The sequence below is a fragment of the Brooklawnia propionicigenes genome, from assembly GCF_030297015.1.
Taxonomy (GTDB): Bacteria; Actinomycetota; Actinomycetes; order Propionibacteriales; family Propionibacteriaceae; genus Brooklawnia; species Brooklawnia propionicigenes.
The window spans coordinates 1,408,813-1,432,183 of sequence record NZ_AP028056.1; the positions used below are offsets into that span (position 1 = coordinate 1,408,813).

Here is a 23,371-nt window from a genome sequence, read left to right on the forward strand (position 1 = left end):
CTCACGGGATGACCCTATCCGCCTTCACTCGCAGCCCGGCCCTCAGGGGCAGGGCCTGATGCTGACCGCCGACATGGACGATGTGGTCATCGACCACGGTGAGCTGGGTGGCGTAGCAGCGCAACGCCTGGATCACCGTCTGCTTGCGATCGGACAGATCGAACCACTCGAACCCGTCGGTGTCGGGATCCGAGGCGACTTCGACAAGCGGCAGGCCGGCGGCCTCAGCAGCAACAGCCGCGAGTTCGTGAGCCCGAACATGATCGGGATGCCCGTAGCTGCCCAGCCGGTCATAGCCCACGACGACCGTCGGCCGGACCCGATCGATCAGCGCCAGCAGGTCGGCGACCTCGTCGTCCAGGCGGGACGCGGTGAAGGTGTCCGGATCGTCGATATCGGCGGGCCCGGCCAGGCCTTCGGCCACCCAGCGCATCCCGGAATCGTGGTAGTCCCGTCGTCCGAGCCCGGCGGCCCTGGCAGGTGGCGTCCCCAAAAAGTAGGACGCAGCCACTCCGAGCGTCTCGATAGCGTGCGCCAGCTCTGCCTCGCGCACCCGGACCAACTCATCTGCCGTAGTCGATGCGGGCAGCACCCCCGAAACGATTTCGCCCTGCTCGCCCCGGGTGCAGGTCAGCACGCTCACCGGCAGCCCCTGGGCCGCCAGCCACGCCAGCAGGGAGCCGGTCTGCACGGTCTCGTCGTCGGGATGGGCGTGCACGAACAGCGGAACTATTGAGTCGGATTCGGCAGCGCCGGCAAGCACATCGAGTGGCGTCCTCATGGCGCCACCTCCTGAAGGTAGATGGTCTCCAATTCTTTGGCCACGACCGGCCAGGCGCGGGTCAGCGCGAACTCGCGACCGGCCCGCCCGAACGCGGCACGGTACTCGGGTTCATGGGTGAACCTGCTCACCGCCTCGGCCCACACCTCGGGATCGCGGCTGTCGAGCAACAATCCGGTCACGTCGTCGATCACCGACTCCGGCATGCCCCCATTTCGGCTGGCCACCACCGGGACGCCCGAAGCCGATGCCTCCAGATTGATCAGACCGTAGGTCTCGGAACGACTGGGGTTCAGCAGCGCGCAGGCACCGCGCATCATGGCGGCCAGCTCGTCGCGGTCCTGCGAGCCGAGATAGGTCACCTCATCGGTCAGCCCCAGCGAGTCGACCAGATCGCGCAATTCCTGGGTGTACCACGAGAAATCGGCCGACGTCTCTCCGGCGATCACCAGTCGTGGACGCTCGCCGGCCGGCATCGCCGCGAGCATCCGCACTGCCAGATCGGGTGCCTTCAGCGGCTGAAGTCGCGCGGCGAACAGGAGGTAACAGCCGTCCCAGGCCCAATGCGGTTCGCCGGGACGAAGCGGCCGGAACTGATCGACGTTCACCCCCGGGTGCACCACCCGCACGCATTCGGGGGCGGCCCCCAGGCGTTCGACGATGGTCGCCTTCTCGGCCTGGCTGACCGCGATGATCCCGTCCGACTGCTCGGCGACCAAGCGCTCGCCGGCATTGCGTCCGGATGATTCGGGCTGTTCGCCGTCGTCGAGCGGGGCACCGGCCGGTGCCGCCACCGAGTGATAGCTCTGCAGATGCGGCACCCCGGCGGCGCGGGCGATCGGCAGCGCCGCCACCCCGGAGAACCAGTGATGCGAATGGACGATATCGACGTCGGCACCCTCCGAACGCCACCAACGAGCCAGCGCCTGACTGAACGGCTCGATCAAGACCTCCTGCTCGCTCTTCGCGACCGGCTCGGCAGGTCCCGCGTCCAGATTGAACAGCCGCACTCCCGGCGACAGCTCGACCACGAAGGGCGCAGCCGGATCGTCGCGCCGGGTCAGTAGGTCGACGCGATGTCCGCGCTCGGCCAGCGCCAGGGCGGAATTGAGCGCCACCACGTTCATCCCGCCCGCATCCGCCGATCCTGGGGACGCCGTGGGTGAGGTATGCATCGAGACCATCACCACACGCAAAGATCTGGCGGCAGGCTCTATCAGATCAGCGCTGGTCACCTGCACACTCAATCATGAATTGAGCGTGAACGTCTCATGTGCTCATCAGGTAGCTCCTGCACCGTCGGCGAAGCTCGTGGTCAGCCGAACGACACCCCGGAAACTGGCAACTTCGGATGACGAACGCCGCCGGGGCACGTAGGTTATGGATACATGACGGACATCGAGCTTCCCGAGGGCATCACGCTCCTCGACGCCCCGCTCGCCGGCATCAAGGTTGATACCCCCGCAGCCACTGGCGTCATCTATTTCAACGGTGCACACATCGCCGCATGGACACCGGCCGGTCAGCATCCGGTGTTGTGGCTGAGCGACCAGGCGATCCTGGAACCGGGCAAGGCGATTCGAGGCGGCATCCCGTTGTTGTGGCCATGGTTCGGCGCCGGCGACGACGGCCAGCACACGCCCATGCACGGAATTGCGCGGGTATCCACCTGGAATCTGCTGCGCGCGAAGGTCAGTCCCGCGGGAACGGCCAACATCGTCCTCGGCCTCGACGGCGCTGCGGTCGACCCCGGGCTGGCACCGGACCTGCCTCGCGATTATCGGCTCGAATTGCACATTTCGATGGGCAAGACCCTGATCGTGCAGCTCGTGGTCTTCGCCGGCGACTCCGAGCTGTTCTTCGAGGACGGCCTGCACAGCTACTTCGCGGTCGGCGACATCCACAAGACCCGGATCGAGGGCTTGGACGGCGCCGCCTACAGCGACCGGCTGACCGACGGCTGCGCCACTCAGCAAGGCGCCGTGAGCTTCGAAGGCGAAACCGACCGCATCTACGAATCGCGTGAAACCCTGCGGATCATCGACGATGAATGGAACCGGACGCTGCTGATCGAGAAGGTCGGATCTGCCCAGTCGGTGATCTGGAATCCCTGGATCGCCAAGGCCGCGGCCACCCCCGATCTGGGCGATGACGACTGGCAGGAGTTCGTCTGCGCCGAGGCGGTCAACGTCCGCGATCAGTCGGTCAACGTGGAGCCGGGTGGCCGGCACCTGATCAGCCAGACGATCTCGATCATCTGAGTTCGAGCTGGAGTCAGCGTCCGTATCCCTGCGGGTACTGCGGGCCCCAGCCCTGCTGTGCAGGCTGGCCGGGCTGGGCATAGCTCGGCCCGGACTGGGACGGGTAGCCCTGCTGGCTGGGGTAGGCCTGTGGTTGACCGGGCTGCTGACCCATCGGACCGGAAACCGGCGGCGGGAGCTGTTCGTCGGGAGTCTTCGCGTCCTGAATCGACTGCGGAGTGGCACCTTGCTCTCCCTCACCGACGGGCACCACCTGGACAGCGGTGCCGATCGCGGTGACCCCGGCGCCGAACCTGTCGGAGTGGAAGACGTCGATCGAGTGGCCGATGACGGCATTCGCGGCACGCTGCTGGGCCTGCTGAACCATCATCCGTACCGCCTGCTCGCGAGCGAGATAGACCATCTCGGCCTGCCCCATGTTGGGACGCCCCTGCTGCTGGCTCCCCACGCCGAAGACCTCACCCAGTACCGCCTCGATCCGGTAACCCGGGATCTGGCTTATCGTGACCACCAACATGGCACCAAGACTAGTGATCCGCGGTGCCCGAGTCGTCGGAGACCAAACCACCATGTCTACTAGGCTCACTGGGGTGAACTTCCGCTCGATTTATGATCAGGGCTTCGTCCGGATCGCCGCCTGCAGCAACCGCACGTCGATCGCGATCCCGCCCGACAACGCGGCCACCATCATCGGCATCGCCCGCACGCTGGACGCCGAGGGTGCTGCCCTGGCGGTCTTCCCCGAGCTGTGCCTGACCGGCTACGCGATCGACGATCTGCTGCTCAACGACGTCGTGCTGAACGCCACGCTGGCGGCGATCGAGACGCTACGCGCAGCCACCGCCGATCTGTTGCCGGCGATCGTGGTGGGAGCTCCGCTGCGCAACGGCAACCGGCTCTACAACTGCGCTGTCGTGCTGCATCGCGGACGCGTGCTGGGCGTGGTGCCGAAGAGCTACCTGCCCAACTACCGGGAGTTCTACGAGAAGCGGCATTTCGCCGAGGCACCGCGGTGGTCGGACGACAAGCCGCTGATCGCCTTGGCGGGGGTCAAGGACGCCGACGCCGTGCCCTTCGGCGCGGGCATCGTCTTCCGGGCCGTCGATCTGCCCGATTTCTGCTTCTCGGTCGAGATCTGCGAAGACATGTGGGTGCCGCTGCCACCGAGCACGCTGGCCGCCATGCGTGGCGCCACGGTACTGGTGAATATCTCGGGCTCCCCCATCACGGTCGGACGCGCCGACGACCGCGAGCTGCTCTGCCGCAGCGCGTCGGCCCGCGGTCTGGCGGCCTACGTCTATGCGGCGGGCGGGCCGGGCGAATCGTCCACCGATCTGTCGTGGGACGGCCAGACATCGATCCACGAGAACGGGGCTCTGCTGGCCTCGACCGAGCGCTTCCCGGCGGATTCGTCGTGGTGCATCACCGACATCGACCTCGACCTGCTGCGCCAGGAGCGGATGCGGCAGAACAGCTTCAACGACTGCGCCGAACGATTCCTGGACGCCGACAGTGGCCCGATCGTCGATTTCACCCTCGACCCGCCGCACGGCGACATCGGTCTGCGTCGCCAGGTCGACCGCTTCCCGTTCGTCCCCGACGATCCCAGCCGGCTGGCCCAGGACTGCTACGAGGCATACAGCATCCAGGTGTACGGGCTGAAGCAACGGCTGCGCTCGATCGGCGAGCCGAAGGTCGTCATCGGCGTGTCCGGGGGTCTGGATTCGACCCACGCGCTGCTGGTGGCGGCCCGCGCGATGGACGAACTCGGGCGCCCGCGATCGGACATTCTCGCATTCACCATGCCCGGCTTCGCCACCTCCGATCACACCCGCAACAATGCAACGGAGTTGGCCACCGCCCTGGGCTGCACCTTCGAGACCCTGGATATCCGTCCGGCCGCCGAGCAGATGCTGCGCGATATCGGGCATCCGGGCGACGTCTACGACGTGACCTACGAGAACGTGCAGGCAGGGCTGCGCACCGATTTCCTCTTCCGCATCGCCAACCAGCGCGCCGGCATCGTGCTGGGTACCGGCGACCTGTCCGAACTCGCCCTGGGCTGGTGCACGTACGGGGTCGGCGACCAGATGAACCACTACGGCGTGAACTCCGGGGTGCCGAAGACCCTGATCCAGCATCTGATCCGCTGGGTGATCAGCAATGGTGAGTTCAGCGCTCGGGTCAACGACGTGCTGCAGTCGATCCTCAATACCGAGATCTCCCCCGAGCTGGTGCCCACCTTCGACGACGCCAAGCCGCAGAGCACCCAGGACACCATCGGCCCCTACAACCTGCACGACTTCTTCCTCTACTGGACGCTGCGTCACGGCATGCGGCCGAGCAGGATCGCCTATCTCGCCGAGCACGCCTGGGCGGACGAACAGGCCGGCCAGTGGCCGCAGGGCTACCCCGCCGACGAGCGGGTCGCCTACGATCTGCCGACGATCAAACGCTGGCTGGCGGTCTACGGCAGGCGGTTTTTCGCCAACCAGTTCAAGCGTTCGGCCCTGCCCAACGGTCCGAAGGTAGTGGCCGGCGGATCGCTGTCGCCGCGCGGCGACTGGCGGATGCCCTCGGACGCCTCGTCCAGGCTCTGGCTGGCCGACATGGAGCGTATTCCCGGCCAGCAGTGAGCTCGACCGCCACAATGGGTGCCATGGCGAACGTGGTGATCATTGGTGGCGGACCGGGCGGGTACGAGGCGGCCATGGTGGCAGCTCAACTCGGCGGCTCGGTGACCCTCATCGAGGACGAGGGCATGGGCGGCTCGGCGGTGCTGACCGATGTGGTGCCCTCCAAGTCGCTGATCGCCACGGCCGAGGTGATGACGCGAGTGCGGCACAGCCGCGAACTCGGTCTGGTGCCGGCCGATCCATCGTTGAGCGAACTGCGGCAGGCCGTCCGGGTCGATCTGGCCGGAATCAACGAGCGGCTGCTCGGCCTGGCGGCGGCGCAGAGCCACGACATCGCCGAATCTCTGACGCGTCAGGGCGTCCGGCTGATTCACGGACGAGGCCGCCTGCTCGGCACCGACCGGGTGCTGGCCGCGACATCGTCCGGCGACGAACAGCTGCCGAGCGACATCACCCTGATTTCGGTGGGCACGCGCCCCCGCGAGCTCGCCGAGGCCAAACCCGACGGCGAGCGGATCCTGACCTGGAAGCAGCTCTACAACCTGACCGAACTGCCCGAACGCCTGATCGTGGTCGGTTCGGGTGTTACCGGGGCCGAGTTCGCGGGAGCCTACAACCAGCTCGGCGTCGACGTCGTGCTGGTGTCATCGCGCGATCAGGTGCTGCCCAGCGAGGACCCGGACGCGGCGAAGGTCATCCAGGAGGTCTTCGAGAGCTCCGGGATGACCATCATGTCGCGCTCGCGAGCCCAGTCGGCACGCCGCGAGGGCGAGCGGGTGATCCTGACCCTGGCCGATGGGCGAACCGTCGAGGGCAGTCATCTGCTGATGGCGGTCGGCTCCATCCCGAACACCGACGATCTCGGGCTCGCCGAACACGGGGTGAGTCTGAAGCCCAGCGGTCACATCGAGGTCGACCGGATGTCGCGCACCACCGCGCGGGGGGTCTATGCGGCCGGCGACTGCACGGGGGTTTTTCCGCTCGCCTCGGTGGCCGCCATGCAAGGTCGCATCGCCATGTGGCATGCCCTCGGCGATGCGGTGCAGCCCCTCGATCTGCGCTCGATCGCTTCCAATGTCTTCACCGCACCGGAGATCGCCACCGTGGGCATCACCCAGCAGCAGATCGACTCCGGCCGGCTCGCGGTGCGTCGCGTCACGTTGCCACTGGCCGGCAACGCCCGGGCGAAGATGCAGGGCCACTACGACGGTTTCGTCAAGCTCTTCTGCCTCCCGACCACCGGAATCATCGTCGGCGGAGTTGTCGTCGCGCCCGGTGCGAGTGAGCTGATCTACTCGCTGTCGTTGTGCGTGTCGGCACGATTGACCGTCGATCAGGCCGCGCGGGCGTTCACCGTCTTCCCCTCACTGTCCGGGTCGATCTCCGAAGCGGGGCGTCAGTTGCACAGCGTCGAGGACGCCGGCCTGTAGGCGTGCCTCATCTTCTTCACCTGAGGCGTTTCTGCCCGGAATCTGGCATCTGGATCGATCCAATGGCCGAACTGAAGAAGATCAGGCACGGCGTGACCTCGCGAAACCATCGCGGGCGGCGGGCACTAAACTCGGCTCCATGTCCGCATTCGCCGTTGATCCGACCGTCCCCCGTGCCAGCGCAACCGATATCGCCGTTGCTCTCCAGGATCCCGGATTCGGGCGTTATTTCGTCGATCACATGGCCCAGGCGACCTGGAGTGCCGCCGACGGCTGGCACGACAAGGCGCTGCTGGCCACCGGCCCGCTCTCGCTGCATCCGGCGGTCTCCGGGCTGCACTACGGACAGCAGATCTTCGAAGGCCTCAAGGCCTACCGCCACGCGGACGATTCGGTCTGGATGTTCCGTCCGGAGAAGAACGCTGCCCGCTTCGCGCATTCGGCCGCCCGCATGCAGATGCCGGCATTGCCGACCGAGGACTTCATCGAATCGGTCACCAAAGTCGTCCAGCTGAACCTCGACTGGGTTCCCCAGGCCGAGGGGGAACAGAGCCTGTACCTGCGGCCGTTCATGTTCGCCTCCGAGATACAGATCGGCGTGAAGGCGTCCGACTACTACACCTACATCTGCCTGGGCATGCCGGTGATGCCGTTCTACCCGCAGCCGCTGACGCTGTGGGTCAGCCCCACCTACAGCCGGTCGATGGCCGGTGGCACCGGGGACGCCAAGTGCGGCGGCAACTACGGCGCGTCCATGATCGCCGAAGCCGAAGCGCACCGCAACGGCTGCACCCAGGTGCTGTGGCTCGACTCCGCCACGCGCAGCTGGGTCGAGGAGGGCGGCACGATGAACTTCCTCGTCATCACCGAATCGGGCGAACTCGTCACCCCCGAACTGAACGGTCGGATCCTCGCCGGCATCACCCGCGACAGCCTGCTGACACTCGCCGAGAGCCACGGCCTGCGTCCGGTCGAACGTCCCCTGGCGTTTGCCGAGCTGTGCGAGGGCATCACGTCCGGGCGCATCACCGAAGTGCTCGCCTGCGGCACCGCGGCGGTGGTGAGTCCGGTCGTCGGCATCAAGTCGCCCGAGATCGACCTGACCGTCGGCGATGGCACCCCCGGCGCCAAGACCCTGGAGCTGCGGGCGCATCTGACCGGCATCCAGTTCGGCACCGAACCCGACATCCACGGCTGGATGCGCCGGGTCGGCTGACCTCGGCACCGGCTGCCAGCCGGTGGCAGGGCAGTTGCCAACGATCGTGGACCACCGGTTCGTCCGCGCTCTAGGCTGAAACCAAGTTCGCCAGGGCCGTCGCAAGGAATGACATGAACGAGCAAGCACCGGCACAGCCAGTCAGAATCGGAGTTCTCACCAGCGGCGGAGATGCCCAAGGGATGAACGCCGCGGTGCGCGCAGTCGTGCGTACCGCCATCCATCGGGGAGCCGAGGTCTTCGCGATCTTCGAGGGCTACCAGGGCATGATCGACGGCGGGAACGGCATCCGGCCGTTCGGCTGGGACGACGTCGGTTCGATCCTCGCCCGCGGTGGCACGGTCATCGGAACCTTCCGCAGCACGGAGTTCCGCACCCGCGAGGGACGCCTGAAGGCCACCCGCAATCTGATCGAACGCGGCATCGACCGGCTGGTGGTGATCGGTGGCGACGGCAGCCTGACCGGCCTCGACACCTTGCGCCAGGAATGGCCCGGCCTGCTCGACGAATTGGTCGCCAACGGCGACATCACCGCCGAACTGGCCGCTCAGCACGCGAATCTGATCATCGCGGGACTGGTCGGATCGATCGACAACGACCTGGTCGGCGTCGATTCCACGATCGGATCCGACACTGCGCTGCACCGCATCATGGACGCCATCGACGCGCTGAGCAGCACCGCGGCCAGTCACCAGCGCAGCTTCGTGCTCGAGGTGATGGGGCGGCACTGCGGCTATCTGGCGCTGGCTGCGGCGATCGCGGGCGGCTGCGACTACGTGCTGATTCCCGAGAACCCGCCGGCCGAGGGCTGGGAAGACGACATGTGCCAGATCCTGCGCACCGCGCGGGCCCGCGGGCGGCGCGATTCGATCGTGGTGGTGGCCGAAGGCGCCACCGACCGGGCGGGCAATCCGATTCGCAGCGAGTACGTCCGGCAGGTCATCGAGGACCACCTGCACGAGGCGACCCGCACCACCATCCTCGGACATGTGCAGCGCGGCGGCACGCCCAGCGCCTACGACCGCTGGGCGTCGACCTGGCTGGGTTACGAGGCCGTCAAGGAACTGCTGAACCCCTCGGTTCCCGGCGAAGCCAAGGTGATCGGCATGCTGGGCAACGATGTCGTCCGGTTGCCGTTGGCGGGCGCGGTGCAGGCAACTCAGCGGGTTCCCGACCTGATTGCGTCCGGCGACTACATCGGGGCGATGGACGCGCGTGGCCCGTCGTTCAACGAACTCGACGCCATCTTCAGCGAGCTGACCAAGCCCGCCCGCTTCGTGGCGCCCGACGGGGCCAAGCGCATCGCGATCATCCATGCCGGTGGGCTCGCCCCGGGCATGAACACCGCTGCCTCGATAGCGGTGCGGCTCGGCATCTCGCGGGGTTTCGCGATGGTGGGCATCCGCAACGGCTTCGAGGGCTTGCGCAAGGGCGATGCCCGCGATCTGGGCTGGGACGACGTGGAGGGCTGGATCGGTTCGGGGGGCGCCGAACTCGGGCTACGCCGGGCGGTACCGACCCCTGAAGACCTGTACAAGCTCAGCCGTTCGCTGGAAGAACTCCGGGTCGACGGACTGCTGGTGATCGGCGGGTGGAATGCCTACCAGGCCGCCTATCTGCTGCATTCGGAACGATCGCGCTACCCCGCTTTCCGGATTCCGATCGTGGCGGTGCCGGCGTCCATCGACAACAACCTCCCGGGCACCGAGCTGGCCGTGGGCGCAGACACGGCACTCAACGTCGACGTTGCCTCGATCGACATGATCAAGATGAGCGGTGCGGCGACCACCCGTTGTTTCGTGGTGGAGACGATGGGCCGCTACTGCGGATTCCTGGCGCTGATGAGCGGAATCGCCGGCGGCGCAGAGCGCGTCTACCTGAACGAGGAAGGCGTCGAACTGGGTGAGCTGGCCTACGACGTGGCCTGGCTGCAGCGCAGCTTCGCCGCCGGACGACGGCTCTTCTTGGCCATCCGCAACGAGGAAGCGTCCGATTCGTACACCACCGAGTTCATGGGCCAGATGCTCGAGGGGGCCAGCAACGGCAACTACGACGTCCGCACCCACATCATCGGTCACCTCCAGCAGGGCGGGGAGCCGACGCCGGCGGACCGCCTGCTGGCGGCGCGGGTGGTCAGTACCGGCCTGCGACGGATGGCCCAAGCGCTCGAGGCGGGCGAGCCGGACGGCTGGTACGTGGGCCTGCAGTTCTCCAAGATCACCACCTCACCGATGTCGCACATGATGGACGACATGGACGTGCGCCACCGCCGTCCGAAGAAGCAGTGGTGGATGCAGCTCCAGCGCGTGCTGCAGGCGGTCAGTGATCAGCCCGGGCCACGCCGCAAGAAGACCCGCTGAACGAGGAGACTATATAGCTGTCTAGCGCTGATTCTAGAGTGACCTAGATGAAGCAATCGCAGGATCGAGGAATGAACTTTCGATCCGGATATGCGCGCCTCTTCCATCAGCACTAGACAGCCGAATAGAGTCCTCGCATGGACCCGATCCGCAACCCCTACGCCCCTGGCGCCGGTCAGCGTCCCCCCGAACTCGCCGGACGCGACGAGCAGTTGCACGCCTTCGATGTCGTGCTCGAACGAATCGCACGCGGCCGACCCGAACGGTCGGTGATCCTCACCGGCCTGCGCGGGGTCGGCAAGACGGTGCTGCTGAATGCGCTGAGATCGGCTGCGGTGCGCTCGGGCTGGGGCACCGGCAAATTCGAGGCGCGTCCTGATCAGGGAATCCGGCGTCCGATGGGGGCCGCCCTGCACACCGCGGTGCGCGAGCTGGCTCATCCGGACGCGAACACGACGCTGGGCACGATCCGTTCGTTCATCGAACGCGACGCGGGCCCCCGCGCCAAACTGGCCGAGCGCTGGAACCCCGGCATCCAGGTACCCCCGACCCCCGGCCGCGCGGATTCGGGAGACATCGAGATCGACCTCGTCGAGCTGTTCACCGACGTCGGAGGCCTGGCCGCCGACAAGGGCGTGGGCGTGGCGGTCTGCATCGACGAGATGCAGGACCTGAGGGCCGACGACCTGTCGGCGCTGTGCGCAGCCTGCCACGAGATCAGCCAGCTGGGGCTGCCGCTGATCATCGTCGGGGCGGGGCTGCCGCATCTGCCGACGGCGCTCAGCGCGTCCAAGAGCTATTCCGAGCGGCTCTTCCGCTATCTGCGCATCGACCGCCTCGACCGGGCGGCCGCCGATCTCGCACTGCAGGCCCCCGCCGAGGAAGAAGACGCGAGCTTCGACGAGGGCGCGCTGGCGGCGATGTACCAGGTGACCAGCGGTTATCCCTACTTCATTCAGGCCTACGGCAAGGTCGTCTGGGATCTCGCCCCGGCCTCACCGATCACGGCCGACGATATCGCGGTCGCGACGCCCGAGGCCGAGGCCGAATTGGCGGTCGGCTTCTTCGGCAGCCGCTACGAGCGGGCGACCCCGGCCGAGCGCGAATACCTGCGGGCGATCGCCGAACTCGCCGACCCCGACAGTTCGACCGAGGGTGTCGCCACCAGCGCTGTCGCCGAGAAGCTCGACCGAACCCCGCAGTCCCTGTCCCCCGCCCGCGATGCCCTGCTGAAGAAGGGGCTCGTCTACGCCTGCGAGCGCGGCCAGGTCGCATTCACGGTGCCGCACTTCGGGCGCTATCTTCGAGCCCAGATGGCCTGATCTTCGTTCCGCCCTGATCTTCATTACGGCGGCGACGCATGATCATTTGTCTCACCAAGCGGAGCGCCTTTCGGCGTAATCCCTGCGTCGCATAACGTTTTGATCTACCGAGCCAGAGCAAAGGTGGAGCACAAAGGTGATTCGCAGGCAGCCCCGCAAAGAGGCAGTCGCCGTGACATTTCTCCTGCCGAAGAATCACCCGTTCGCCCCGGTGAGCGTGGTGGGTAATTTCAACCAGTGGCAGCCGCACCGGCATCCGATGATCAAGCGCCCCGACGGCACCCTGAGCACCACTGTGCTCTTCTCAACGGGAGCCGTCGTTCGTTTCCGCTACCTAGGTCGAGACGGCACTTGGTTCGATGACCCGGACGCGGACAGAATCGATCATGAGGGTTGCATGATCTACATTTGATCCACAGCTGAGAGAGGACGACCGATCATGGCCAATCTGGAGTTCCGTGACAACAAGGCGGGATTCCGCTATGAGGCACTGGAAGACGGCGAACTGGTGAGCCAGATCGACTACACGATCGACGGCGACGTGATGACGTTCACCCACACCGGCACACCCCCGCAGCATCGCGGCCGCAAGCTGGCCGACCGGCTTACCCGCTGGGCGCTCGATGACGTGCGCGCCAACGGACGCAGGGTGGTGCCGCTGTGCCCGTTCACCGCATCGTTCATCTCACTTCATGCGCCCGACTACGACGACATCGTCGTGCAGCGGCTGCACTGAGAACGGCCGGGCGCTCGGCCCTCAGTCGGGCCGCCGGGGACTCTCGTATCGGTAGCTTTCGCCCTGTGGACCGCTGATGACGACACTGCATCCGGCCTCGAGGTCGAGGTCGACCTGCAGCCAATCGTCTCCGGCCCGGCTGCGATAGACCAGTCGCTGGTTGGTCAGCTCGGTCATCTTGTGGCGGGCATTCACCAGCCACGGGTTGCGTCGGCGCAGCGCGATCAACGCGCGGTATTCGTCCAGCAGCCACGGCAGCGGCGGCCGCCACTGGTCAGCGCTGGCGGGCAGTTCGGGGCGGATCTCGTCATCGCCGCCCGGCCGCTCGTACTTCGTCCCCTCGAGACCGCCCTCGTCACCGTAATAGACCGAGGGCATCCCCCCGACCGTGCACAGCACGGCCATCGCCAGCACCGCGCCCTGCGGCCCGACCAGCGTCGTGATGCGAGTGACGTCGTGGTTGCCGATGAAGGTCAGCGGACGAGTCAGATCCAGCAGCTCATCATGCCTGGTCAACGTCCAGTCGAGCTCGAAGAAGTTGGCGTCGTTGAGGCTGCTCCAGATGGCTTTCCACAGTTCGTAGGCCGTCACCGACTCGAGGGTCGACGCCTTGAGGCGGTCCAGATCGGAGTGGATCACTTCTCCGGTGAACAGCGCGTCCGGGTACTGCGCGCGCACGTCGGGCAGCACGGTCGCCCAGAAGTGCGGCTCGACCGCATAGGCGGCGTCCAACCGCCAGCCGTCGATACCGCGCGCCAGCCAGTGACGCATCACATCGCCGACCAGTTTCACCACCCCCGGGCTGGAGTGATTGAGCCGGACGAGATCGTCGCTGCCCTCGAAGTTCAACCGGGTCGGCGGGTTGGTCGAATAGTCGATGTAGAACCAGTCGGCAGTCGGGGCATCGGGTGAGGCGAGCGCTGATTGCAGCGCTGGGAAGTCCTGGCTGACGTGGTTGAACACGCCGTCCAGCAGGATTCTGATGCCTCGGGCATGGCAGGCCGCGACCAGCGAATCGAAGTCGGCATCGTCGCCCAGCCGCGGATCGATGCTGAAGTAGTCGAGAGTGTCGTAGCCGTGCGAGCGCGAAGTGAAGATCGGGCCCAGCAGCAGACCGTTGCAGCCCAGGCTCACCAGGTGGTCGAGCCAGCCCTCCACGCGGATCAGCCGATGACCCTCGGACGGGTCAGTAGGGTGCAATGCGCCGGTCATCCCGAGTGGATAGACGGCATACCAAACAGCGGTATCCGTCCAGCCGGGTGCGGTCATGGTGCGCCTCCTCGCAGGTCACGCACGGGCTGCCGTGTCGCCGCGCGTCCTTCTAGTGAGATTAGCTCACTTAAGCCTACGATGTCGCCATGAGCAGGACAGATCGCCACCCGCGCCGCCGTCTCGATCCTGCGACCCGCCAGAGCGACATCCTGACCGCTGCCGCCGAGGCCTTCGCGTCCGAACCCTATGAACAGGTCTCGATGGCCGAGGTCGCCCGGCAGGCGCAGGCGTCCGAAGCGCTGCTCTACCGCTATTTCGGCTCCAAGCCGGCCCTGTATGCCGAGGTGCTGCGCACCAGTCTGCAGGCCATCGAGAATCGCCGCCGGGCAGCGGTCGCCGCATTGGCGCCCAAACCTTCGGCTCGTGGACAGCTGACCACCGCTGTGGAGGTCTACCTGGACGCTCTGGCCGAGCGCACACCTGCGTGGGCGACCGCGATCCTCACCGGCAGCAACGACCCGGCCGAGGCACTGCCGGTGCGCGCCGAAATCCGCGATCAGCGGCTGGCGGCGCTGCGCGCGATCGCGGCCCCGCAATCGGTCAGCGAGTATGCACTTCAGGGTTTCCTGGGGTTCGTCGACGCGGCCTGCCGGGTCTGGATCGAGCGCGGCTGTCCGGAGGCCGACCGCGCCGAGGTTGCCGGCGCCGCCGTGAACGCGCTGCTGGGTCCGGCCGACGAGGGCCGTTCCGAGGCGAGTCGGCACGGCAAGTTCGGCCGCCGCTGAGCCGATCTTCTACGATGGCCGCATGGCCCCTGTGATCGTCTGCGTCGGACTGACTACCATCGATATCGCTCAGGTGGTGGACGCGCTGCCCGCTGCGGACAGCAAGATCACTGCTGACCGGGCCTGGCTGGATGTAGGCGGGCCTGCCGCCAACGCGGCGCGGGTGGCTCACCGGGAGGGCTGCCAGGTGCGCCTGGTCACCGCGCTCGGCGATTCTTCGCTGGCCATGCTCGCCCGCGAGCGACTCGACGGCATCGAGATCATCGACATCGCGCCGCCCGACTGCCAGCTGCCGGTGTCAACGATCTTCATCACCCCCGACGGCAGCCGCGCGGTGGTCTCACGCAACGCGGCCGCACTTGAGTCCGCTGGGTCACCGGGCGCCGAGGTGCTCAAAGATGTCGATGTCGTGTTGCATGATGGGCATCTGTTGGAGGCCTCGCTGCTGCTGGCCCAGAACCCGGCACCGATTCAGGTGCTCGATGGCGGCTCCTGGAAGCCGGGCCTGGAACTGCTGCTGCCGCTGCTCGATGTGGCCGTCGTGTCGGCTGACTTCGCGCTTCCCGGCAGCACACCGGACCAGGCCCTGGACGATCTCGCCGGCTTCGGAATCCCACGGCTGGCACGCAGCCGCGGCGCAGAGCCCGTGCAGGCGATGATCGGCGAGCAACTGGGCATCTTCCCCGTCCCACAGGTCGAGGCGGTCGACACCACCGGCGCCGGCGACGTGCTGCACGGGTCGCTGATCGCCCAGCTCGCCGGCGGAATCGATTTCACCGCCGCACTTCGGAACGCGATCACGCAGGCTTCCGAATCGGTCACCCACTACGGGGTTCTCTAGATCTTCGGGAAGCCAGTACTGGGCTATCTCCGCCACGTACGACGCTGCGGTCGAAAGCGGCGGCGGTCACATCATCTGAATCGTCCGCTGACTCCTCGCAAAGGGTATCAATGCCTGAAGAGTCGAGAGAAGATGTTTGCACTGGACGACGGGCTTTCGTTTTGCCCCTGATGACCGGCACACCACTGACTGGCGGGCACGGATCGTTTGACGTCATCAATATGTTGGCCGCAACCGGCCCAGGTGGTCTTTCCGCAGGTCTTACAGGTAATCGCTCGGCACATGATGTGGCTTCTTTCTTTAGGAGAGAGTGAGGAACAGCTTTTCGAGTTCACCGATGGACAGGCCATCGGAGTCATCGGAGTCGGGATCTACAAGGCAGTCCTTCATCGCGGAGGAGATGATTACGAATCCCGCGCGATCTAATGCAGACGAGACTGCGGCCAGCTGAGTGACCACGTCGCGGCACGATCCACCCGCCTCGACGGTCGCGATGACCGCGTTGAGTTGACCGCGAGCACGATTGAGACGATTGAGAACGCGCCGCTGCGCCGCCGGATCTGCCGAGTTACTCATGGCCGGCACCTCCGCCCACCAACACGTCGCTGGCCGCATCGCCGAGTACAGAACGTAGGCTGCTCATGCCTCCGGACAACGATGCCGAGTCGAAGCCTGATTGGGCCAAGATGCGATGTGCAATGGCCGACCGCACACCTGAGGCACACAGCACCCGCACCGGACGACCGGCTGCCGCGGCGCGTACCTCATCGAGCCGTTCACGAAGCTGAGTGTGCGCGATATTCAACGCGCCGGGGAGGTGCCCCGTGCTGAACTCGGCCGGGCTGCGAACATCCAAGATCAAGGCGGTCTCGGCCACCTCATCACGGTCTTGGGCATACCACAGCCGAAGCGTGCCATCGAGCAGATTGGCACCGACCATGCCCACCAGGTTGATGGCGTCTTTTGCCTGTCCGTAGGGCGGCGAGTAGGCCAAATCAAGATCGATCAGATCGGGAACACGTAGTCCGGCTCGAATCGCGGTGGCAAGCACGTCGATACGTTTGTCGACGCCATCACTGCCCACGGCTTGAGCGCCGAGTAGTCGTCCATCGGATGCGGCCATGTGCACCACCAGGTGCACCGGCACTGCTCCAGGGAAGTATCCTGCGTGTTGATTGGGGTGCAGATGAAGCGTCTGGTAGTCGATTCCCGCATCATCGAGGGACTTTCTGTTTGCGCCGGTAATGGCGGCGGTGAGTTCGCCCACCCGAACGATCGCGGTGCCCACCGCGGCGGGAATCGCTCGCGCGCCGGTGGGACGGATGATGTCGTCGGCGACCTGTCGACCGGCCCGGTTAGCTGGGCCTGCCAGCGCAACCGGGCGGCGGGCACCGGTGACAGCATCGATGCTCACCACGGCATCACCCACTGCCCACACATCCGGAATCGATGTGCGTCCGTGCTCGTCGACGACGATGGCGCCGCGCTCACAGCTGATACCTGCAGCCTCGAATACCTCGGTATCGGGCCGAACACCGAGCGAGGCGACCACGACATCTGCCGGCAAACGCGTGCCATCGGTGAGCACCACCGTGTCGCGGTCCTCGTTGTGTTCGATCCTCGTAGCACCTATCCCTGCCCGCACTGTGACACCCAGACGACGAAGCTCTGCGGTCACATAGTGGGCGGTCTCAGTCTCCAACGGAGGCAGCACGTGCTCGGCAAGTTCGACGACGGTGACATCGAGACCCTGTCGCGCCAAGGCTTCGGCCGCCTCGAGTCCAATGAATCCTGCACCCAAGACCACCCCGTGGCGAGCGCCGCCGCTCACGATGGCCTGCAGATCGATCGCGTCGTCCACGGTTCGCAGGGTGCGGACTCTCGGTGAATCGAGGCCGTCGATCGGCGGTCGCAGTGCAACGGCACCGGGCGCGAGGACGAGCGCATCGTAGGTGAGCTGGGTAGTGGCGCCCGCCGATCGCACGCTCACGCTATGTCGTGCGGTGTCGAGCCCGATGACCTCACTTCGAGTGCGCACATCCAGATTCAGCGACGCGCGTAGCGATGCTGGGGTTTGCACCAGCAGGCGTTGCTCGTCATCGATCTCGCCGCCGACGTAGTAGGGCAGACCGCAATTGGCGAACGACACATGTTCGCCGGCCTCCAAGACAACGATCTGTGCGTCTTCATCCAGACGACGGGCGCGTGCTGCGCAACTCATACCGCCGGCCACGCCGCCGACTACGACTATTCTCATCGCGCTACCTTTCGATCTGCGGCGTCAGCCTGTTCTTCAAAGATGGGGGCGAAGCCTCGGCAAGGAGCGCACCACTGCGCCCAGAAACCCACCAAGACGACGTCGCGGCTCGCCGCCGTCTCGCTCAGCGTCGCCTCACTGATCTTGCGTATGCCCATGCCTCGGAACTATACCCCTGGGGGTATTTTCTGCCAAATGTTCGCTCCTGGTCCGCGCAGGAGGGCTTCGTCCCTGAGACCGGACGATCGTTCGAAGGAACATCCCGTCAACGGCCACCGATCGCGCCGCGCACAGACGCAGGGCTGACGAAGCGCTATCGGTCTGGGAGAGCCAACTCAGGCCAGCGCTTGAGTACCGATCATCGAGAGCATCTGCGGCTTCTTTTGGCTCTCGCTGCTGGGAATCGCGGTGTAGACCGAGAGCGCATGCGATTGGTCTTGATCCTCGTCATTCTGGGCGGGGCCGCCCTCTCTACCCGAGACGCGGCCGCGGACCTTCTTCGGGCCCCACTCATTGACGTACTCGCTGAAGACTGAGGTTTTCTCCTCGCAGGTGTCTGCGGACATCAGCCGGGAACAGCACAGCGAACAGATAAGAAACACTCAACACACGACGCCGGCCAGACGACAACACGGGATTCCTCGAATAAGTCTTCGGATCGGAGCAGCTTCCCCGCGTTTCGACCACGAGCACTGTACAATAATAATTCGTAATCCGGGAGCCCGATGGGGGCACCGCTTTTGTCGCCACGTATCGATACCATTATTTTCTTACATTTGCCATGAGGTGATCAGCGTGCGTTTTCTTGAATCGGACTTGCTATGTGACGAACAGGGCATAAGTGACGAAGAGTTTTCGGTTATTCTGACGCGGCGTGAGTTGAGCGTTCTGCTGGAGCGATAAACGAGACTCTCGAAGCACTTGACGATTGGGAGTTTGAAACCAGGATGGGCGCGACTCAGGCGGAGGTTCTGAGCTTGCAGAGTCAAATCTGGAGCTTGCTTCGATGAGGCCAGTAAGCAGACATCTTCCTGAAGTCCCCAGGCGCATAAGAGTGATGTGAAATTGAGTAGTTTACCCAAAGGGCCAGGCGCGTGCGAATCAGCTTGCTGCGGATATTGAGGCTGCTGGTGGCAAGGTTCTTGCCGGGCTTAATCCAGGGGCGGCGTATGGTCCGATGCCGGTGCGAACTGTGTACCTGCCGTAGATGGCGATGCGTACGGGAGCGTCGTTGTTGCTCGGGCGCTTGTTAAGCTGGTTGGGCTTGAATACTGCTTCTTTGGCTGGTGCTCCGGGGGATCTGCTTGTTAATCCGGTCGTCGGGGTCCGATGCCAGGCTGTGGAGGCCCGGGTTGCGCAGGGGCGAGGGGAACGGCTGCAATCGTATGTCCCTCCTACCACGTCGGAACCGTTGCGCTATCTGGTTCCTGTTGAGGATCGGCGGGAGCGGGTGTTCGAGAGTTCGCCGCGTGGGTGGAGGAGGCGATCAGAGCCGAGGGTTGACCTTGTGGGTCACGTCGATGCCGTAGGGTTTGAGCTTTGTTTGCGCCACAGCGAGGATGTCCTGCGCTGTGGTCGACGGCGGTGCTGCGCTCTCGATTCGGATCCGGACCGGGCGGTTCAGCAGTTCGGGATAGTGGCTCGCGAGCCCGCCGTCGAGGACGAACTGGGCGTAGGTGTTGAGCTTGGCCTTCAGCAGTGCGATGTCGTCGAGTGCCCAGGCGCCTTCCTTCACGATCACTAGGAGTGCGCTTCCGTCGGGTTCCTCGGCGACCAGGTCGATCACCTCGGTGTCGTGTAGGCCTGCCATGTCAGCTGGCGGCCAGTTCGCGGGCTTGGTGGCGGAGGACTGCGCCTTCGATGAGGGCGCGGACGACTTCGAGGGTAGGTTGGTTGGTGTCGGCTTCTTAGCGTCGGAGCTGGGTGACGTGGACGCCGATGGCGACGGCGAGGCGGGCGGAGTTCATGGCGGCCAGGCGCTCCAGCAGGTTGGTTGGTGGTGTGTCCATTGTCGTGCTACCTCCTCCAGTGACGATCGTAGACAATGAAGTCTGGAGTTTTGCAGAAGCTCCAAGACCTGGCCCAGCGAGTGTTTTTCAATCTCGAGGGCATCGACGTATGGTCGGCAGTCAGTCGGGTCGCTCCAGGTAAGGGCGGTGCGACAGACTGGGAACTACTTCAGATTCAGAAAGGGGATTTTGTGAATCTTGAATTCCGGCAAGGTGTTCAGCGAGCTGGGAATCCATTCCGGTGATTGCAGTATATTCGGATCGCGAGTTTAAGATATGGGACTATCGGGTCAGTCATGGGTCGTTACTGATCCGCAGCCCGAAGGGAACTGGGATTAGCCTCGATCTTTCATTGGTGGTCTGATGATGGTCGGACCGTGGGTTGTCCGCTGGTCTGTTGTTGATTGTGGCATGTGGGTGTGATGGATCGCCGCGTGTCGTTCGCGGTGGGCGGGCTGTCCAGACCGGGGGTTTCTGGGTGGTGGGTGGTCAAGGGCTGGTTGTGGCGGGTCAGCCGGCTGGGGCGGGCAGTGCACGGAGCGCTGTGGCCGCTGAGATGATCACCGAGGCCCATGCGTGTCGGGCTGAGATGTGAAGGACTGTGTGGCGGGCGTGTCGGGCGAGGACTGCTGGGGTTTGGAAGAGGCGTAGTCGTAGGCGTTTGGGTTCCCATCGGCGGGCTTGGTGGTCGGGTAGTGCGAGGAGTCCGGTCCAGGCGAGGAGTTCGGCGGCAATCGCGACGAGTTGACACCAGATCCGGTTTTGTCCGAACCCGTGCAGGGGCAGGTTGGTCAGGCCGGTGTCTTTCGCGTTGCGGATGCGGTCTTCGCAGCGGGCTCTGCGGCGGTGGCGTAGTTCCAGATCGGCGAGTTGACCGTGGCTGGTGTTGGTGGCGAACGCGGTCAGCCGGTAGCCGTCGACGTCATCGAATCGGAGTTGGGCTCCGGGGTGGGGGCGCTCACGGCGCACGATGACCCGCATCCCGGCAGGCCAACCCGACAGATCCATGATGCCGGTGAACTCGGCCACGTCCGCGCCGGCGCGGATACCGCCCGCACTGTCGTAGGCCGGTGTCCATACGTGGTCGGGGATCAGCTGGTAGAGGCTGGCGGTGTCCATCGGGAGGGTGAACCCGACCGAGTACGACACGCGGCGGCGTACCAACGTTTCTACCGTCTGATGGGTGGCGCCGGCCCCGTCGATACGGATCAGGACTTTGCGGCCCGGGCGCGGGCCGAGGCCGGCCTGGTCCAGTGCGGCAGCGATCACCTGCTGGTGATCGCTGGCGGTGTTCGATCCCGCGTTACCGGGCCGCAGCATGATCACCAACGGCTCGCCGGTGCCGCTGCTGCCGTGGTCGGCGAATGCGCATAACGGGTGGAACCCGTAGCCTTTCTTGAACGTCGGCGCGGCGTGTTCCTTGTCCGAGTGCGCGGTGACCAGCGTGGCGTCCAGGTCGATGATCAACGGATGAGCGGGGTTGATACCCGCAGTCGGGGCGTTGTCTCCAGCCAGTCCCCACGCAGCCGGGTGGTCTTCCGCGCCATGGCGATCGCTTTCACCACCGTGTCGGGATCGGCACCCAGCACTGTGATCAGCCGCGATACCGTCGCATCCGAGGCGACCGGCCCGAACAGCCCGGGCTCGGCCCGGATCACCGCGAGATCGGAAAGGCAGTCCCCACCGACCGCTAAACTGATCGCCAGATCAGTGATGATCTTGCCCGGATCATGGTGTGACAACGGTTTACGCCACGGCGACAATGCCGCCGACAGTTCCCGGTCCAAACCCGTCACCCGGATCGTTTCAGCCAGCAACACCGCGCCGGCCTGACCGGCCGCCGGCACTGATGCGGTATCAATCCGAACACAGGGATACAACCCGATAGACTTCACCTTGAAGGTGCTCCTTGATCTTGCAGAACAGCGACTCTTGACAAGCCCTATTCTCCCAAGCCAGGAGCATCTTCACCTAATCCCGCAACCAGCCCTCAAACCCCCAACGACGAAATCTCGAGGCTAACGGGCGGCTAGAGTCAGGGCTGTGGGCCCGTATCTGCCAAAGATGAAGACCCGGTCGGGTACGACTGCAGTGCAGATCGTGGAAAAGAGGCACGGCCGTCGGGTGATCGTGGAGCATCTGGGGTCGGTCCATACCGATGCTGAACTGGCGGCGTTGATGCGGGCCGGCCAAGACAGGCTCCATGCCGGCCAGTCCGCCTTCGAGTCGGGTATCGATCCCCACGGTGCGCCGGTAGCAGCGGTCGCGGTGAGCGCCGGAATGTGGTCGAAACTTCTGATGGATGCTATCCGGGCCTCGTGGGCCCCGAAGACGTCCGAGAAGTCCTCAGCGATCTAGGAATTCTGAGGCACTAACCTCGGGCTTTCATCGTTGAGGGCTGGGGCGGGTATGGCGTAGGCGTGGAAAGTGCTCCTGACCTGGGAGAATAGGACTTGTCTAGAGTTCATATTCGGCCAGTTCGAGGAGCACCTTCAAGGTGAACAATACCGGCTTGTATCCACGTGTCCGTGTTGACAGTGCCGATGTGCCGGCGGTTGGTCATGCGGGCGGGGTGATGCTGACCGAGACCGTGCGTGTCACAGGCCTGGACCCCGCCGTCGACACCGTGACCACGCTCCAGCGCGGCCGTGGTGGGCGGTGGCTGGCGCGTTGTCGAGGTACTTCTAGCGTCGCCCACATTTGCAGAAGTGCCGAAGCCCGGCAGTCTGTCAGCAGTGTTTCGTCATCCGTAGACAGCAGTCCTGTACGCCTCCGGGTATCTCGGCCTTGACCTGGCGCTGCGTACCGAGCAGGGCAGCGTATGACAGACCGTGCTGGACGCCAGACAGTCGACGCCAGATGGCGCGGAGGAACGGTGCCAGTTCCCAGATAGGCATTGGTCTGCTCCGGTGGGCGGTCGAGAAAGGGCTCCTCGGGCTGGAGCGAGGCAGGAATCAGGTCAGCCCGAGGCACTTGAAAGCCTCGGCGAGCCCGTCCTCGGTCACCGAAGGAGCGACGTGGTCTGCGATGGCCTTGAGTTCCTCGGGCGCGTTGCCCATCGCGACGCCTACATCGCAGAACTCGATCATCGCCCGGTCACTTGCTGCGTCACCGAATGCGTAGGTGCGCTCGACTTCCGGCAACGTCGCCAGAAGGTCCCGAACCGCATGCACCTTATCGACCCCGGAGACCGCGAATTCGCCGAACTCCGGCCGATTTCCGGAGGCCGACCAGGTGGTCACCTTTAGCCGATCGCCGAAAGCCTGGACCGCCGCCTCGAAATGGTCCGGGTTCAGCACGAAGCTGATCTTCGCCACATCATCCCGACGCAGTTCGCCGTCGAAGATCATGTAACACCGGGATGCCGGTGACGGCTGTGAACTTGGCGTGCGCCGACATCTGTCTTCCACGGTCCCAGGTCAGCGACCGGGCCAACTCGGCGGGCAACGACCCCATCGTCGCCGTCAGAGCGTTGGTCATCGTGACCGCCCCATAGCCGGCCAACGCGGCACCTTCACAACGCAC

Annotated in this window: 20 protein-coding genes and 3 pseudogenes; 11 read left to right on the top strand and 12 right to left on the bottom strand. The window is 65.3% G+C overall.

What is annotated here, in order from left to right; translation table 11 throughout:
* Position 1 precedes the first annotated feature (1 nt).
* On the bottom strand, positions 2-781 hold the full coding sequence (locus QUE25_RS06340; RefSeq protein WP_286268296.1) for a PIG-L family deacetylase: 780 nt from the start codon (positions 779-781) through the stop codon (positions 2-4).
* Positions 778-2,016, bottom strand: a complete 1,239-nt coding sequence (locus QUE25_RS06345; RefSeq protein WP_286268297.1) for a glycosyltransferase — start codon at positions 2,014-2,016, stop codon at positions 778-780. The genes QUE25_RS06340 and QUE25_RS06345 overlap by 4 nt, the downstream gene beginning before the upstream one ends.
* 153 nt (positions 2,017-2,169) lie before the next feature.
* On the opposite strand from QUE25_RS06345, the gene QUE25_RS06350 reads away from it, so the two are divergent.
* A complete protein-coding gene (locus QUE25_RS06350; protein WP_286268298.1) occupies positions 2,170-3,042 on the top strand; it encodes a D-hexose-6-phosphate mutarotase in 873 nt (290 codons plus the stop codon).
* 13 nt (positions 3,043-3,055) lie between these two features.
* Here QUE25_RS06350 and QUE25_RS06355 read toward each other — a convergent pair whose 3' ends face one another.
* Complete coding sequence (locus tag QUE25_RS06355) at positions 3,056-3,559, bottom strand: heavy metal-binding domain-containing protein (RefSeq protein ID WP_286268299.1); 504 nt, start codon at positions 3,557-3,559, stop codon at positions 3,056-3,058.
* A gap of 52 nt (positions 3,560-3,611) precedes the next feature.
* Between QUE25_RS06355 and QUE25_RS06360 the strand changes: the two genes are divergently transcribed.
* The 7 genes from QUE25_RS06360 to QUE25_RS06390 all read left to right on the top strand — a co-directional run bounded on the left by QUE25_RS06360 (position 3,612) and on the right by QUE25_RS06390 (position 12,742).
* Positions 3,612-5,678 carry an NAD(+) synthase gene (locus QUE25_RS06360; RefSeq protein ID WP_286268300.1) on the top strand — a complete coding sequence of 689 codons (2,067 nt, stop codon included), beginning with the start codon at positions 3,612-3,614 and terminating at the stop codon, positions 5,676-5,678.
* Between the two features lie 23 nt (positions 5,679-5,701).
* Positions 5,702-7,108, top strand: coding sequence for an NAD(P)H-quinone dehydrogenase (locus QUE25_RS06365; RefSeq protein WP_286268301.1), 1,407 nt, complete (start codon positions 5,702-5,704; stop codon positions 7,106-7,108).
* A 139-nt stretch (positions 7,109-7,247) separates the two neighbouring features.
* On the top strand, positions 7,248-8,324 hold the full coding sequence (locus QUE25_RS06370; protein ID WP_286268302.1) for a branched-chain amino acid aminotransferase: 1,077 nt from the start codon (positions 7,248-7,250) through the stop codon (positions 8,322-8,324).
* 113 nt (positions 8,325-8,437) lie between these two features.
* Complete coding sequence (locus QUE25_RS06375; RefSeq protein WP_286268303.1) at positions 8,438-10,684, top strand: 6-phosphofructokinase; 2,247 nt, start codon at positions 8,438-8,440, stop codon at positions 10,682-10,684.
* Positions 10,685-10,821: 137 nt separating this feature from the next.
* A complete protein-coding gene (locus QUE25_RS06380; RefSeq protein WP_286268304.1) occupies positions 10,822-12,006 on the top strand; it encodes an ATP-binding protein in 1,185 nt (394 codons plus the stop codon).
* A gap of 172 nt (positions 12,007-12,178) precedes the next feature.
* On the top strand, positions 12,179-12,418 hold the full coding sequence (locus tag QUE25_RS06385) for an isoamylase early set domain-containing protein (RefSeq protein WP_286268305.1): 240 nt from the start codon (positions 12,179-12,181) through the stop codon (positions 12,416-12,418).
* 27 nt (positions 12,419-12,445) lie between these two features.
* Complete coding sequence (locus tag QUE25_RS06390; protein WP_286268306.1) at positions 12,446-12,742, top strand: GNAT family N-acetyltransferase; 297 nt, start codon at positions 12,446-12,448, stop codon at positions 12,740-12,742.
* Positions 12,743-12,763: 21 nt separating this feature from the next.
* On the opposite strand, the gene QUE25_RS06395 is transcribed toward QUE25_RS06390, so the two are convergent.
* Positions 12,764-14,011: an alpha-amylase family glycosyl hydrolase gene (locus QUE25_RS06395; RefSeq protein ID WP_286268307.1), complete on the bottom strand. Its 1,248-nt coding sequence runs from the start codon at positions 14,009-14,011 to the stop codon at positions 12,764-12,766.
* Between the two features lie 89 nt (positions 14,012-14,100).
* Here QUE25_RS06395 and QUE25_RS06400 point away from each other — a divergent pair, with 89 nt between their 5' ends.
* Positions 14,101-14,739, top strand: coding sequence for a TetR/AcrR family transcriptional regulator (locus QUE25_RS06400; protein ID WP_286268308.1), 639 nt, complete (start codon positions 14,101-14,103; stop codon positions 14,737-14,739).
* 22 nt (positions 14,740-14,761) lie between these two features.
* The gene (locus QUE25_RS06405; RefSeq protein ID WP_286268309.1) at positions 14,762-15,580 is read left to right on the top strand and encodes a carbohydrate kinase family protein; all 819 of its coding nucleotides are present in this window, start codon (positions 14,762-14,764) and stop codon (positions 15,578-15,580) included.
* Between the two features lie 300 nt (positions 15,581-15,880).
* Here QUE25_RS06405 and QUE25_RS06410 read toward each other — a convergent pair whose 3' ends face one another.
* The 6 genes and pseudogenes from QUE25_RS06410 to QUE25_RS06435 all read right to left on the bottom strand — a co-directional run bounded on the left by QUE25_RS06410 (position 15,881) and on the right by QUE25_RS06435 (position 21,741).
* Positions 15,881-16,156, bottom strand: coding sequence for a metal-sensitive transcriptional regulator (locus QUE25_RS06410; protein ID WP_286268310.1), 276 nt, complete (start codon positions 16,154-16,156; stop codon positions 15,881-15,883).
* A complete protein-coding gene (locus QUE25_RS06415) occupies positions 16,149-17,837 on the bottom strand; it encodes an FAD-dependent oxidoreductase (protein ID WP_286268311.1) in 1,689 nt (562 codons plus the stop codon). Before QUE25_RS06415 ends, QUE25_RS06410 begins: the two co-directional genes overlap by 8 nt.
* On the bottom strand, positions 17,834-17,995 hold the full coding sequence (locus QUE25_RS06420) for a thioredoxin domain-containing protein (RefSeq protein ID WP_425332744.1): 162 nt from the start codon (positions 17,993-17,995) through the stop codon (positions 17,834-17,836). Before QUE25_RS06420 ends, QUE25_RS06415 begins: the two co-directional genes overlap by 4 nt.
* Positions 17,996-18,172: 177 nt before the next feature.
* Complete coding sequence (locus QUE25_RS06425; protein ID WP_286268312.1) at positions 18,173-18,403, bottom strand: hypothetical protein; 231 nt, start codon at positions 18,401-18,403, stop codon at positions 18,173-18,175.
* Positions 18,404-19,323: 920 nt separating this feature from the next.
* The gene (locus QUE25_RS06430) at positions 19,324-19,647 is read right to left on the bottom strand and encodes a DUF6572 domain-containing protein (protein ID WP_286268313.1); all 324 of its coding nucleotides are present in this window, start codon (positions 19,645-19,647) and stop codon (positions 19,324-19,326) included.
* A gap of 709 nt (positions 19,648-20,356) precedes the next feature.
* Positions 20,357-21,741, bottom strand: a pseudogene (locus QUE25_RS06435) (IS1380 family transposase).
* A 148-nt stretch (positions 21,742-21,889) separates the two neighbouring features.
* Here QUE25_RS06435 and QUE25_RS06440 point away from each other — a divergent pair.
* Positions 21,890-22,168: pseudogene (locus QUE25_RS06440) on the top strand (IS1634 family transposase); the annotation flags it as partial.
* A 632-nt stretch (positions 22,169-22,800) separates the two neighbouring features.
* Here the strand turns inward: QUE25_RS06440 and QUE25_RS06445 are convergent.
* Positions 22,801-23,196 (bottom strand): HAD hydrolase family protein, encoded by a 396-nt coding sequence (locus QUE25_RS06445; protein WP_286268315.1) that lies wholly within the window; start codon positions 23,194-23,196, stop codon positions 22,801-22,803.
* 4 nt (positions 23,197-23,200) lie between these two features.
* Positions 23,201-23,359: pseudogene (locus QUE25_RS06450) on the bottom strand (IS30 family transposase); the annotation flags it as partial.
* Positions 23,360-23,371: the final 12 nt, after the last annotated feature.

Coding starts and splice junctions, on each gene's coding strand:
- QUE25_RS06340 (WP_286268296.1), bottom strand. CDS start 781: ATGAGGACGCCACTCGATGTGCTTGCCGGCGCTGCCGAATCCGACTCA.
- QUE25_RS06350 (WP_286268298.1), top strand. CDS start 2,170: ATGACGGACATCGAGCTTCCCGAGGGCATCACGCTCCTCGACGCCCCG.
- QUE25_RS06355 (WP_286268299.1), bottom strand. CDS start 3,559: ATGTTGGTGGTCACGATAAGCCAGATCCCGGGTTACCGGATCGAGGCG.
- QUE25_RS06360 (WP_286268300.1), top strand. CDS start 3,612: ATGTCTACTAGGCTCACTGGGGTGAACTTCCGCTCGATTTATGATCAG.
- QUE25_RS06365 (WP_286268301.1), top strand. CDS start 5,702: ATGGCGAACGTGGTGATCATTGGTGGCGGACCGGGCGGGTACGAGGCG.
- QUE25_RS06370 (WP_286268302.1), top strand. CDS start 7,248: ATGTCCGCATTCGCCGTTGATCCGACCGTCCCCCGTGCCAGCGCAACC.
- QUE25_RS06375 (WP_286268303.1), top strand. CDS start 8,438: ATGAACGAGCAAGCACCGGCACAGCCAGTCAGAATCGGAGTTCTCACC.
- QUE25_RS06380 (WP_286268304.1), top strand. CDS start 10,822: ATGGACCCGATCCGCAACCCCTACGCCCCTGGCGCCGGTCAGCGTCCC.
- QUE25_RS06390 (WP_286268306.1), top strand. CDS start 12,446: ATGGCCAATCTGGAGTTCCGTGACAACAAGGCGGGATTCCGCTATGAG.
- QUE25_RS06395 (WP_286268307.1), bottom strand. CDS start 14,011: ATGACCGCACCCGGCTGGACGGATACCGCTGTTTGGTATGCCGTCTAT.
- QUE25_RS06400 (WP_286268308.1), top strand. CDS start 14,101: ATGAGCAGGACAGATCGCCACCCGCGCCGCCGTCTCGATCCTGCGACC.
- QUE25_RS06405 (WP_286268309.1), top strand. CDS start 14,762: ATGGCCCCTGTGATCGTCTGCGTCGGACTGACTACCATCGATATCGCT.
- QUE25_RS06410 (WP_286268310.1), bottom strand. CDS start 16,156: ATGAGTAACTCGGCAGATCCGGCGGCGCAGCGGCGCGTTCTCAATCGT.
- QUE25_RS06415 (WP_286268311.1), bottom strand. CDS start 17,837: ATGAGAATAGTCGTAGTCGGCGGCGTGGCCGGCGGTATGAGTTGCGCA.
- QUE25_RS06420 (WP_425332744.1), bottom strand. CDS start 17,995: ATGGGCATACGCAAGATCAGTGAGGCGACGCTGAGCGAGACGGCGGCG.
- QUE25_RS06425 (WP_286268312.1), bottom strand. CDS start 18,403: ATGTCCGCAGACACCTGCGAGGAGAAAACCTCAGTCTTCAGCGAGTAC.
- QUE25_RS06430 (WP_286268313.1), bottom strand. CDS start 19,647: ATGGCAGGCCTACACGACACCGAGGTGATCGACCTGGTCGCCGAGGAA.
- QUE25_RS06445 (WP_286268315.1), bottom strand. CDS start 23,196: ATGATCTTCGACGGCGAACTGCGTCGGGATGATGTGGCGAAGATCAGC.